Origin of the sequence: Frankia torreyi (assembly GCF_000948395.1) — a bacterium.
GTDB lineage: Bacteria > Actinomycetota > Actinomycetes > Frankiales > Frankiaceae > Frankia > Frankia torreyi.
In genome coordinates, this window is the sequence record NZ_JYFN01000016.1 from 30,607 (window position 1) to 42,621 (window position 12,015).

The window sequence follows — 12,015 nt, forward strand, 5'->3', positions numbered from 1 at the left end:
GCTGTCCAACCTCGGCGGCGCCCTGCAGGCCCGGTTTGGGCGGATCGGGGAGCTGGGTGATCTGGATGAGGCGATCATCGTCGGTCGGGCCGCCGCGGGCGTGGTGGGGGCATCGCCGAGGGTACGGGTTCAGGCGGCTGCCGGCTGGGGGCGGGCGGCCGCGGGTGGGGAGCGGTGGGATGAGGCGGTGGCCGGGTTCACCGCCGCAGCCGAGCTCGTAGGCCAGCTCGCCCCTCGCAGCCTGGACCGCTCTGATCAGGAGCACCTCCTCGTCGCTCTGAGGAATCTGGGTGCGGACGCGGCGGTGTGCTGTGTCCAGGCCGGGCTGCCGGAGCGGGCGGTGGAGTTGTTCGAGGCGGGTCGGGGGGNGCTGCTCGGGCAGGCGTTGGATACCCGCACCGACCTGACCGACCTCACCGCGGCGTATCCCCGCTTGGCCGAGGCGTTCACCCGCCTCCGCGACGAACTGGATTCGGCGGACCCCACACGGACCTTCCCATCGCTCACCACCGTGGGACCGGACGGCATCAGCGCCGCCTACGACGACGGCGGTCGGCGGAGGTCGGCGGCGCTGGCGTTTGACGCGCTGATCGAGCAGATCCGCGGGCAGGACGGCTTCGAGGGCTTCCTGCGCCCCCCGTCGATCCGCGAGCTGCACGCTGCGGCCGTCGATGGCCCGGTGGTGATCGTCGCGGTGTCAGATTACGGATCCCATGCTTTGATCCTGATTCGCGACGAGGTCCATACCCTGCCGCTCCCCAGGCTGACCTCCGAAGCCGTCGACGACCGGGTGACTGCGTTCGTCACCGAGTCTTCCCCCGCTGGGGAGGAGGAGTTGGGGGACGTGCTGGGCTGGCTGTGGGACCAACTCGCAGCCCCCGTTCTGGGCCGGCTAGGTCTGACCGGTCATCCGCGGGATCAGGAGTGGCCGCGGGTGTGGTGGTGCACCTCCGGCCTGCTGTCGTTCCTGCCGTTGCACGCCGCTGGACATCATCACACCTGCCACGACGCCGTCCCCGCCACCGTTCTCGACCGTGCTATCTCCTCCTACACCCCGACGGTCCGCGCGCTCATCCACGCCCGCCGCCCCCTGCCCGAGCCTGTGCCCCACCGGCAGGAGCCGCACATCGTCGCGGTCGCCATGACCCACACCCCACCCGCCCTGGATCCCTCGGGGGAAGACATCTCCCTGAACGATCTTCCTGGCGCGAAGGAGGAAGTCGGCCACCTTGAAGCGCATTTCCCCGGCCGGGTGCGGCCCTTGATCGACCTGCGGGCGACCTACGCCACGGTGACCGAGGCCCTGCCGGCCTGCCGGTGGGCGCATTTCGCCTGCCATGGGATGGCCGACCTTGCCGACCCGTCGGCCAGCCGGCTGTTCCTGCACGACCACCGAACCCGGCCGCTGACCGTCCTCGACGTGACCCGGCTGCACCTCGACGGCGCGGAACTGGCGTTCCTGTCCGCCTGCGAGACCAGCCGGCCCGGCGACCTGCTCCCCGACGAGGCGATCCACCTGGCGTCGGCGTTCCAACTCGCCGGCTACCGTCACGTCATCGCCACCCTGTGGCCCATCGACGACACGGCCGCGGCCGATCTCACCGACGACATCTACGGCACCCTCGCCGCCAACGGTGACCGCCTCAACCCGGCCCGCGCGTTGCACGACGCGGTCCTCGGCCTTCGCGCGCTCAACCTCAACAGCCCACGCATCTGGGCCTCGCATCTCCACACCGGTGCCTGACCCCACCCCCCTACCGCTTGGAACCAGCCATGCCCGATGCGCTCGACACGGCGGGAATCCTCGCCGCCACGCACGCGATCCGCCCGCGCCTGTCCGCGCTCGTCGGCCCGGCCCACGCCGCGCAGCTCGACACCCAGCTCGCCGACGCCCTCACCCACCCCGACCCCACTCAGGCCGCGGCAGAGCTGGACCGGTTGCTCCGGAACCGCCCCCAGACCCGGGCGTTCCTGCGCCGTGTTCTCGCCGACGCCCCCCACTATCGACCGCCCACCCTCGACCAGGAAACCCAGCGGGCCGCCGACTCCAGCCGAGGAGTGGCGCTCGCCGGGGATTCCGGAGTCGTCGACGCCGACCGCTTCATCTGCCCGGATCCCGACTGCGACTACGCATGGCATCGGCCCTCGGTCGGCGACACCGTTCGCCACTGCCCCGACCATGCCGTCGCCCTGATTCCCGGCTGACAGGGCCAACGGCGTGCTCGACGAGTTCTGGAAGGCCATCGGCGGGAAACTCGCCGACCGCTGGGCCGCCCTCGCCGCTCCCGCACTCATCTTCTGGCTCGCCGGACTCGCCGCCTGGACCCACCACAACGGCGGCCTGCACACCCTGACCAGCCACACCGCCTGGCTCGACCGGCAGACCCCCACCGTCCAGATCCTCACCATCACCACCTGCCTGCTCACCATCGCCGCGTCCGCGGTGATCGTGAACCAGGCCGCCACCCCCGCCCTGCGCCTGCTCGAGGGTTACTGGCCCCCGTTCGCCGATCCGCTGCGCCACCGCCTCGCCGCCCGCGCCGCACGCCGCGCCGCCGACGACCAGACCGCCTGGCAGGCCGCCTACGCCGCCGTGCGCCCCCCGGCAGTCCCGACCAGCCGGCAACTCGCCGCGTACACCCGCCTGGAACAACGCCTCCGACGCCGCCCCACTCCCGGCGCCCCCGCCTACTACCTGCCCACCCCGATCGGGAACATCCTGCGCGCCGCCGAACGCCGCCCGGCCGACAAGTACGGCCTCGACACCATCATCTGCTGGCCGCGGCTGTGGCCCGCCCTCCCCGACACCCTGCGCGCCGACCTCCTCGCCGCCCGCGCCACCCTCGACACCGCCACCACCACCGCCCTGTGGGGACTGCTGTTCTGCGCCTTCACCCCGCTCACCTGGCTCGCGATCCCCCTCGGCCTCGCCGTCACCACCCTCACCGTCACCACCGTCATCCCCGCTCGCGCCCACACCTTCGGCGACCTCATCGAAACCGCCTACGACACCCACCGCACCGCCCTCTACAGCCAGCTCCGCTGGCCCCTCCCCGCCACCCCAGCCGACGAGAAGGCCGCCGGTCAGGCCCTCACCGCCTACCTACTGCGCGGCTCCGACCGCCCCACCCCCACCTTCACCCCGCCTCCCTGACCGGCCCCGGTTTCCGCACTCCGAGACGGGACTTTCCAGCCCGCCTCAGAAACTTTCCTGTGGAGTCCTCGATCGTGCGTGCGCTCCTCGTCCGCCTGTTCGGTACGGCACTGTCGAATCCCGGCGTCCGGAATGGCACGACTCCTACCTTGGGAGCCCACGGATATTTCCTGGATTCGCCGACCGCCAATACGGACTTCTGGTAATGTCTTGATCTGTGGGGGCGCCTTCTGTCGCATCCGCAATCCTGCAGCGCCTGGTGGAGAGGGCGCGCGTGTGGCCGTCCGCATTCACTCCCCGTCGTACGCGGCAGAGTGGGTCGTCCGGTGGGCGATGTCACGTCAGACCAATATTCTCCGTCGTGATGACAAGGGGGACGTACAGCATGGATGGTCAGCCGGCCTGGCGTTTTTGCGACAAGTGTTTTGGTATCTTCTTCAACGGTGATCCGGACCCGAAGCGGAAGGGTCACTGCCCCGCGGGGGACGCTCACCACGCCCAGGGGTTCGTCTTCTACCTGCCACACGATGTGCCGGACACGGTCGGGCAGCCGGGGTGGCGCTTCTGTGACAAGTGCTTCGGCCTGTTCTTCAACGGTGACCCGGTGAACAAGGGTCGCTGCCCCGCCGGGGACGCGCACCGTGCTCAGGGGTTCCTGTTCGTTCTGCCGCACGATGTGCCGGACACGGTCGGGCAGCCGGGGTGGCGCTTCTGTGACAAGTGCTTCGGCCTGTTCTTCAACGGTGACCCGGCGAAGAAGGGTCGCTGCCCCGCCGGGGACGCGCACCACGCTCAGGGATTCCTGTTCGTTCTTCCGCATCGTCCATTTCCGAACCCGTCAACGAAACTTCACTGGGTAGGGAGTTACGTCGAAGTGGACGGGTCGGGCTTCGAACCCAACCAGCCCGTCCAGATCGACTACCAGTTCAAAACTTCCACCGGTGGCGCGGCAGGCGATCCGCAAAATGTGGCAAGTGGTTCGACGGGGACTTTTTCCCACCAAATCCACGTCTACCCGGACACAAGTTCGGCGCTGGTCCGCGCCATTGATCTTGGATCGGGCGAGATCGTGCTGAACACATTGGAGAACTAAAAAGGGCCATCCCAGATCCTTCACGCTTCGATCAGGCGTGATCGTGGGCTGACCTCCCACCCTTGTTGATGCCGAGTTTTGCCGGTCAGGCCGGGTGCGGCCGTGGCGGGTGCCCCGTTGCCGCGCGGGGCAGACGTCCGGTCCACGCCCGGAACGGCATTTCTCCTGGTCTGCGGGGTGGGAGGTCGGTGGCTTCGGGTTATCCGGGGGCGGGCAGGGCGCAGTGTGTTGATCGCCTGGACGGCGAGTGGCGCCCAGGGGTGGTGGGCGGCGAGGTGCAGCACGGTCTGGAGGGCGTAGCGGGCGTGGCGGGCGAGCCAGCCGGCGAGTGAGAACAGCCGGTGGCAGAAGGCGGGCGATCGGCTCGCCGGCGTTGTCGGGCAAGGTGAACCCGACCGAATAGCCCACCCGGCGCCGGTGCAGCCACTCGACGAAGGCGTGGGTGCCACTTCCCGAGTCCGCGCGGACGAGCACCGCACGGGACCGGCGCAGCCGTCTGGGCAGCTGGCCGAGCGCGGCAGTGGTGCCGCCGACAGATCTTCGAGATGGCAGTGAAATCTGCGGTGGCGCGTGGTGACCTGGACGCCAATCCGCTCGCGGGTCTCGACTGAAGGCCGCCGCGGAGAAAGCCCCGGATCTTGAGGCCTTCTACGCCACGATCTACCATGCCGCGCTCCGACCCGGCGAACTCCAGGAACTGCGTCTCAACCAGCTGACGCTGCCGGCGTCCGGCTGGGGTGAGGCGCTTGTGGACGCCAACAATCCCGAGATTTCGCCCCGCTGGTCCGATGCTCCGGACGGGCCGCGGCAGGCGCGCGAACTCAAGCACCGGGCGAAGGGGGAGGTGCGTCAGGTGCCGTTGAACCCGCCGCTGGTCGCGATCCTGCGCCGCCATATCGACACGTTCGGCGTTACCGCCGACGGCAGACTGTTCCGGTCGGGACAGGACGGGCCGGTGAAGGCGATCCGGTACATCGCCAGGTGGCGGCAGGCCCGCGAGATCGCGCTCACGCCTGCCAAGCAGGCGTCACCGCTGGCGCGACGGCCGTACGACCTGCGGCATGCCGCGGTGTCGGGCTGACTGAACGCCGGCGTCCCGGTCACCCAGGTTGCGGAGCGGGCGGGCCACTCCGTGCGGGTGTGCCTGCTTGTCTACGCGAGGTGCATCGCCGGTGGGGACGAGGCCGCTCGGCGGCGGATCGACGCGGCGCTGGCCGCCGAGGCCGGGACGGCCGACGTGGTCCCGGCCGCGCGGCCGCCACGGTCTGGTCCACGAATAGGCCACGGCGAGCCGGACACGACCGGACCGGGCCGGCTGCAGCCGGACACCAGCCCGCACTCGGCCAACGACGTACCCGCACCCGAATTGGAGCTCTGACCAGCGGCAATGGGCTCTGATCAGGAGCGGGCGAGGTGGCGGCTGATCACCATGCGCTGAATCTGGTTGGTTCCTTCAAAGATTTGCATGATTTTGGCTTCGCGCATGTAGCGCTCGACGGGGTAGTCCTTGGTGTAGCCGGCGCCGCCGAAGACCTGGACGGCGTCCTCGGTGACCTTCATGACGGCGTCGGTGGCGACGAGCTTGGCGATGCTCGCGGCCTTGCCGGCGGGCAGGCCGGCGTCGCGGCGGCGGGCGGCGGCCAGGGTCGTCGCCCGGGCCGACTCGACGGCTGCGGCCATGTCGGCGAGCAGGAAGCCGAGGCCCTGATGGTCGATGATCGCCTTGCCGAACGCCTGGCGCTCCTTGGCGTAGGCGACCGCGTCGTCGAGGGCGCGCTGCGCCAGGCCGACCGCGGCGGCGGCGATGCCGAGCCGGCCGGCGTCCAGGGCCGACAGGGCGATCCGCAGGCCGTTGCCCTCCGTGCCGATGAGCCGGTCGGCGGGCACGGGGGCCTCGTCGAAGCCGATCTGCGTCGTCGGGGAGGCCGTCAGGCCCATCTTGCGCTCGGGCGGGTGGACGTCCATGCCGGCGGTGCCGGCGTCGACGAGGAAGCAGGAGATGCCCCCGGAGCGGTCCGCCGAGGTGCGGGCGAACACGGTGTAGAAGTCGGCGGCGCCGCCGTGCGTCACCCAGGCCTTCGTCCCGGACAGCCGGTAGCCGCCGTCGGGGTCGGGGCGGGCGGCCGTCGTCATCGCGGCCGGGTCGGAGCCGGCGTGCGGCTCGGACAGGCAGTAGGCGCCGAGGAGCCGGCCCGACAGCAGCCGGGGCAGCAGGGCGGCGCGCTGGTCGTCGGTGCCGTGGTAGGCCAGCGGGAAGCAGCTCAGGCTGTGCACGCTCACCCCGACGGCGACCGACGCCGACCGGTAGGCGATCTCCTCCAGCACCTGCAGGTAGACCTCGTAGGGCTGGCCGCCGCCGCCGAACTCCTCCGGGTAGGGCAGCGCGAGCAGGCCGGCGTCGCCCAGGACGTGGAAGACCTCGCGGGGGAAACGGGCCTGCGCCTCGTCGTCGACGACGCGCGGCTCGATCTCCTTCTCGCCGATCGTGCGGACGAGGTCGATCAGCTCGCCGGCCTCGGGGGAGGGGAGTAGGCGGTCGGCCGGCATGACGTGCCTCCAGGGATCGCACCGAGGGACCGGGAGTCGCCCGGGGCTCACCGTGCGACTGGAAACGACAGTACCGCACGGAGTACCTAGGTACTGTCCAGTGCTGAGGTAGATTGATCGATCATGACGGTGAACTGGGACGTCGACACCTGGTCGGCCGCGACGGCCGGTGGACCGAGGACCAGCCGCCAGTCGACCCTGTTCGACGCGCTCGTCGGGATCTTCCTCGCGGAGGGGTTCGCCCGGTTCACCCTCGCGGACCTCGCCGGCCGGCTGCGGTGCTCGAAGTCGACGCTCTACACCCTCGCCCACAGCAAGGAACAGCTCGCGGTCGCCGTCGTTGTGCACTTCTTCCGCAGCGCCGCCGAACGGATCGACGACAGCCTGCGCAGTGCGCCCGACCCGGCCGATCGGCTGCGTCGCTACCTCGACGGGGTCGCCGCCGAGCTGCGCCCCGCCTCCGCGGCCTTCCGCGCCGACCTTGCCGCGTTCCCGCCCGCCCGCGCCATCTACGAGCGCAACACCAGCATCGCCGCGGCGAAGCTGCGCACCCTGGTCGCCGAGGGGGTGGCCGTCGGCGTCTTCCGGGAGGTCGACGCGCGGTTCGTCGGACAGGTCGCCACGCTCGCGATGGTCGGCATCCAGCAGGGCACCATCGAACGTGAGACGGGCCTTGTCGACGCCGACGCGTACGCCCAGCTCGCCGGCCTGCTGCTGCACGGTCTGGCCCGCCGGGACGGCGATGCGGCAAGCGGGCAGCAGATCAGGTCGGTCCCGGCGCTCACCGCGCCCGAGACCGCCGAACAGGCACCGACACGTCCTGCGCGCTCGGCGCCCGCCGACCCGCGCTCGGTGCCCGCCGACGATCGTCTGCGGACAGGCGGCTGAGCTGGGCGGGACGCTCTGGCACCGGATGAGAAGCCGGGCCGGCCCCGCCCTCGCGGACCGCGGTCGCGGGGGCGGGGGCGGGGCCGGTCGGCTCCGGGTGAGCGGGTGAGCGGGTGAGCGGGCGCGGTCAGCTTGCCCGGTCCCCCTTGGCCAGGTGGTTCCAGGTGGTGGGGCCGACCTCGCCGTCGACGAGAGCGTGGACCACTCCCTGGTAGTGCCGCACCCAGGCGGCGGTGCGCGGCCCGAACTCGCCGTCCAGCGCCAGCTTCGGCTGGTAGTGGGGGTCGAGCGTGTGGGAGGCGTCCTGCACGGCGTGGACGGCCTGGCCGCGCGAACCGGAGCGCACCGGCACGATCAGCACCGGCCAGGTGCGCTGGCCGACCTGCCCGTCGGGCGTCAGCCCATGCCGGGTCTGGAAATCGCGCACGGCGGCCGCGGTCCGCGGTCCGAAGGCGCCGTCAACCGGGACGCGCAGGTCGTGCGCGCCGAGAAGATACTGCACGAGCTGCACGGTGAGTCCGGCGTCACCGGACTTCTGAAGGGGCCAGACAAGTGCCATGAGGAGATCTCCCGTGTCGCGTGAGTGAAGGCGGATGGATGGTTTGGAACACTGCCAAGCCTGCGCTCGAAACCAGATTTCCGCCGCATTTCGTCGTGCTCGCGACACGCGGGAATTAGTCCGTACTTCTCCTTTCTTGTGGCCGCCTCGGACGCGCGGGAATGCCGCGACATTCTCGTTCGCACGGCAACGATTTCTTGCCGGCCGGCCGGCCGGCTGAAGCGAAGCGGGCGGGCGGGTTGGTTCAGGTCGGCTCGTACGCGGTCAGCGGCGGCGCGGGATAGGGGTCGAAGCCCGGGCGCCAGCCGGCGGCGAGTTTCCGCGTGGCGATACCGTCGGGCGCCCAGATGTGGCAGGTTCCGGTGAGGGCCGCGGCCTGCCGCCCGCTCACCACGGGACCCGAGCCTCCGGCCCGGTCTCCCGTCTGGGCGTCCGCCGTCTGGGCGTCCGCCGACGCGGGCGCGTCCGGGGGTTCGGCGCCGGGGGTGAGGCCGCGGCGGCGGGCATCGGCGGCGCTCAACGTCGCCTGGATGATGGCGGGGCCGGCGGCGCGGGCAAGCTCGTGCAGATGGGAACAGCCGTGGACGCCGGACACGGTCTCCCGCAGCGCGCGGGTGAACCCGCGGCGCACCGACAGCCCGACGAGGCGGTCGAAGCTCGGCCTGATCAGCGGGCACTCGGTGTGCGGGAAGGCGTTCATCCCCGACTCGACGGCGACGATCGTCAGGTCCGCCGTCCGCACGTGCAGGGCGAGCTGCATGTCGTGCAGCAGCACCCGGGCCGGGTCCGGATGCCAGGGCCGGGTGTCGCGCAGCCTCGCCTGGGCGATCAGCAGGTCGTCGGCCTGGTGGACCTCGATCTCGATCGTCCTGCGGTGCACCGGCGGCACGGCTGCTGGCATCGCGACTCCCCTCGCGCTCGCCCGGCGGCCGGCGCGCGGCCCCGGGGCTGGTCCGGCGGTCGGACCGAGGCCGGCTCACGGTGACCCGGCCCGCCCGGCCCACGCGGACTACGCGGCCTACCCGGCGGCGGCCGGGGCGGCGCCTCGGGGGCCGGGCGGGGACAGGTCGGCGAGCTGGGCCCGCACCCAGGCTGTCACGTCGCTGGCCGCGGGGTCGGCGGTCAGCGACGTGAACAGCACCGGGCGGGGGCCGCGGGCCGCCGCCGCGTCGCGGGCCATGACGCCGAGATCCGCGCCGACCATGGGCGCGAGATCCGTCTTGTTGATGACCAGCAGGTCGCTGAGGGTGACCCCGGGGCCGCCCTTGCGCGGCACCTTGTCGCCGCCGGCCACGTCGACGACGAAGATCTGCCGGTCGATCAGTCCGTAACTGAACGTCGCGGTGAGGTTGTCGCCGCCGGACTCGACGAGGACGAGGTCGAGGGGGCCGGTGTCGGCCTCCAGATCCTCAACCGTGTCCAGGTTGGCGGTGATGTCGTCGCGGATCGCCGTGTGCGGGCAGCAGCCGGTCTCCACCGCGCGGATCCGCTGCGGGTCCAGCACCCCGGCGCGGCGCAGGAAGTCGGCGTCCTCGGTCGTGTAGATGTCGTTGGTGACGACGCCGAGACGCAGGCTTGGCGCGAGGGAACGGCACAGCGCGGCGACGAGTGCGGTCTTGCCGCTGCCCACCGGGCCGCCGACGCCGATCCGCGGCGCCCGCCCGAGCGGCACCGGCCCCCCGCCACCGCCGTGCGCGTGCGGCGGATGCAGTTCGTCGTGACCGAGATGCATCGTCGGAGGCCTCTCAGGTGGGTGCGGTCGGGGCCGGGCGGTGGGCGGTGGGCGTCAGGCGGCGTGTTGCGCCGGGTGCGCCACGCCGAGCTGGGCCTGGTCGAGGAAGGCGCCGGGCATCGCCGCGAGGTCCGGCCGGGACGGCGCGGCCCCCGAGCGGACCAGCAGGTCCCCGAGAGCGGCGATCATCACCCCGTTGTCGGTGCAGCGCTTGCGGGCCGGGATCCGCAGCCGCAGGCCGGCCGCCTCGCACCGCTGCGCAGCCAGGGCCCGCAGCCGGCTGTTCGCCGCGACCCCGCCGACGATGAGCAGGTCACCGATCTCGTGGTCGCGGCAGGCGCGGATCGCCTTGGCGGTGAGCACGTCGACCACCGCCTCCTGGAACGACGCGATCACGTCCCCGGCGGGGACGGCGGAGTCGGGATGGGCCTCCACCCAGCGGGCGACGGCCGTCTTCAGCCCGGAGAAGGAGAAGGTGTAGGGCGCGTCGGTGCGGCCGGTCAGGGGGCGTGGGAACGCCAGCGCCGCCGGGTCGTTGCCGACCGCCTCGCGGTCGACCGCCGGCCCACCCGGGTAGGGCAGGCCGAGGACCCGGGCGACCTTGTCGAAGCATTCGCCGGCGGCGTCGTCGAGGGTGTCGCCGAGATGGACGATCGGGTCCCGGGCCAGGTCACCGACGCGCAGCAGCGACGTGTGTCCGCCGGAGACGATCAGCGCGATGAGCGGGTCGGGCAGCGGCTCGCCGTCGACGAGGTCCGCGGCGAGGTGGCCGGCGAGGTGGTGCACCCCGTAGAGCGGCACGTCGAGGGCGGTGGCGTAGGCCTTCGCCGCGGACACCCCGACGTGCAGCGCCGTGGCGAGGCCGGGGCCCGCGGTAACCGCCACGGCACCGATGTCGGCGGCGGTCAACCCGGCCGACGCCAGCGCCGCGCGCACGCACGGGACCAGCGCCTGCACGTGGGCCCGCGCCGCGATCTCCGGCACCACACCGCCGTAGCGGGCGTGCTGGTCCATACTCGTCGACAGGGCCTCGCCGAGCAGGACGCCGTCGCGGACGAGCGCGACGCCGGTCTCGTCGCAGGACGTCTCGATGCCCATCACCACCGGGCTGGGCTGCACCGGCATCGTTCGTGGCCTCCCTCGGACGGCGGACCGCCACCGTCCCTACCCGCGCTGGTCGGTACGACAGAGCACATCCGTACGCCAGTGCGACTGTGTCCGACAGCATGGCTGTGTCTGAACAGTGGTTCAGCGTCCGACAGGGCGAACTGCCCTGTGGTGTGAGATTACGCCGAGCCTCGGATAGCGAGTCGGCCCAGGTCAGCGTGGGTGGCCCGGCGGATCGGCCGCGGCGGCGCAGGTCCGGCACAGGCCGGTGAGCGCGGCGTGGTCGGGCTGCAGGCGGAACCCGAGCTGGCGGGCGAGCCGATCGGCGACGCCGTCGAGCAGATCGGCGGGTACGTCGCTGATCTCCCCGCAGCGGCGGCAGCGCACGTGCAGGTGGCCGCTGCCGGTCAGGGACGAGGCGAGATGGTAGACGGCGGGCCCGTGGTCGGGATGCACGTGGGTGACCAGGCCGAGCTCGCCGAGAGTCTCCACCGCCCGGTAGACGGTGGTGCGGTGCAGCCCCGGGACGATCTCGTCGGCGCGGGCGAGGACATCGTCGACGGAGAGGTGTTCGCTGGTCCCGGCGAGGACCCGCAGCACCGCCCGGCGCGCCGGGGTGACCCGCTCGCCGAGCGCCCGCAGCTCGGCGATCCCGGCCGCGGCGAGGTCAGGGCGGCCGGGGCCCGCCTCGTGCGCGGCGGCGGCCGGCGCCGCGGCGGTGCCGACGGGCCGGCGGTCCCGCATGACGTCCACCTCCGGACAACGATCGGCCGGCCGGCGGTGCTCCCGGGCGATGACCCCGCCGACTGTACCGATCATCCCTGCCCGTCCCGATCCGGTCGCCACGCGGCCCGGCGGTCATTGTTGCGGGCAGGTGACCGGCGTCTGACCGGCGTCCGGCGGTGGGCTCCCGGCGGTGGGCCGGCTTATGACAC

General features: G+C 72.2%; 12 protein-coding genes and 1 pseudogene. 6 read left to right on the forward strand and 7 right to left on the reverse strand.

What is annotated here, in order from left to right; genetic code table 11:
- Positions 1 to 844 precede the first annotated feature (844 nt).
- The 4 genes from FF36_RS37785 (at position 845) to FF36_RS34135 (ending at position 4,247) form a co-directional block, all read left to right on the forward strand.
- On the forward strand, positions 845 to 1,744 hold the full coding sequence (locus FF36_RS37785) for a CHAT domain-containing protein (protein ID WP_242422466.1): 900 nt from the start codon (positions 845 to 847) through the stop codon (positions 1,742 to 1,744).
- A 29-nt stretch (positions 1,745 to 1,773) separates the two neighbouring features.
- Complete coding sequence (locus FF36_RS12270) at positions 1,774 to 2,205, forward strand: hypothetical protein (RefSeq protein ID WP_044885178.1); 432 nt, start codon at positions 1,774 to 1,776, stop codon at positions 2,203 to 2,205.
- Positions 2,206 to 2,218: 13 nt separating this feature from the next.
- Entirely contained in the window at positions 2,219 to 3,154 is a 936-nt protein-coding gene (locus tag FF36_RS12275) for a hypothetical protein (protein WP_044885179.1), read from the forward strand.
- A gap of 385 nt (positions 3,155 to 3,539) precedes the next feature.
- Positions 3,540 to 4,247, forward strand: a complete 708-nt coding sequence (locus tag FF36_RS34135) for a hypothetical protein (RefSeq protein ID WP_128423298.1) — start codon at positions 3,540 to 3,542, stop codon at positions 4,245 to 4,247.
- Between the two features lie 348 nt (positions 4,248 to 4,595).
- Here FF36_RS34135 and FF36_RS34140 read toward each other — a convergent pair.
- Positions 4,596 to 4,769, reverse strand: a pseudogene (locus FF36_RS34140) (IS1380 family transposase); the annotation flags it as partial.
- A 226-nt stretch (positions 4,770 to 4,995) separates the two neighbouring features.
- Here FF36_RS34140 and FF36_RS37790 point away from each other — a divergent pair.
- A complete protein-coding gene (locus tag FF36_RS37790; RefSeq protein WP_052681067.1) occupies positions 4,996 to 5,328 on the forward strand; it encodes a site-specific integrase in 333 nt (110 codons plus the stop codon).
- 317 nt (positions 5,329 to 5,645) lie between these two features.
- Here FF36_RS37790 and FF36_RS12290 read toward each other — a convergent pair whose 3' ends face one another.
- Positions 5,646 to 6,794 (reverse strand): acyl-CoA dehydrogenase family protein, encoded by a 1,149-nt coding sequence (locus FF36_RS12290; protein ID WP_044885180.1) that lies wholly within the window; start codon positions 6,792 to 6,794, stop codon positions 5,646 to 5,648.
- 123 nt (positions 6,795 to 6,917) lie between these two features.
- On the opposite strand from FF36_RS12290, the gene FF36_RS12295 reads away from it, so the two are divergent.
- Positions 6,918 to 7,682: a TetR/AcrR family transcriptional regulator gene (locus FF36_RS12295; RefSeq protein WP_242418296.1), complete on the forward strand. Its 765-nt coding sequence runs from the start codon at positions 6,918 to 6,920 to the stop codon at positions 7,680 to 7,682.
- Positions 7,683 to 7,809: 127 nt separating this feature from the next.
- Here FF36_RS12295 and FF36_RS12300 read toward each other — a convergent pair whose 3' ends face one another.
- The 5 genes from FF36_RS12300 to FF36_RS12320 all read right to left on the reverse strand — a co-directional run bounded on the left by FF36_RS12300 (position 7,810) and on the right by FF36_RS12320 (position 11,899).
- Positions 7,810 to 8,241, reverse strand: coding sequence for a peptidoglycan-binding domain-containing protein (locus FF36_RS12300; RefSeq protein ID WP_052681069.1), 432 nt, complete (start codon positions 8,239 to 8,241; stop codon positions 7,810 to 7,812).
- 244 nt (positions 8,242 to 8,485) lie between these two features.
- Complete coding sequence (locus FF36_RS12305; RefSeq protein WP_044885181.1) at positions 8,486 to 9,142, reverse strand: DUF2889 domain-containing protein; 657 nt, start codon at positions 9,140 to 9,142, stop codon at positions 8,486 to 8,488.
- A 117-nt stretch (positions 9,143 to 9,259) separates the two neighbouring features.
- Complete coding sequence (gene ureG / locus FF36_RS12310) at positions 9,260 to 9,973, reverse strand: urease accessory protein UreG (protein WP_044885182.1); 714 nt, start codon at positions 9,971 to 9,973, stop codon at positions 9,260 to 9,262.
- A 54-nt stretch (positions 9,974 to 10,027) separates the two neighbouring features.
- Entirely contained in the window at positions 10,028 to 11,098 is a 1,071-nt protein-coding gene (tsaD, locus tag FF36_RS12315; protein WP_044885183.1) for a tRNA (adenosine(37)-N6)-threonylcarbamoyltransferase complex transferase subunit TsaD, read from the reverse strand.
- A 195-nt stretch (positions 11,099 to 11,293) separates the two neighbouring features.
- Complete coding sequence (locus tag FF36_RS12320) at positions 11,294 to 11,899, reverse strand: Fur family transcriptional regulator (protein ID WP_236706120.1); 606 nt, start codon at positions 11,897 to 11,899, stop codon at positions 11,294 to 11,296.
- Positions 11,900 to 12,015: the final 116 nt, after the last annotated feature.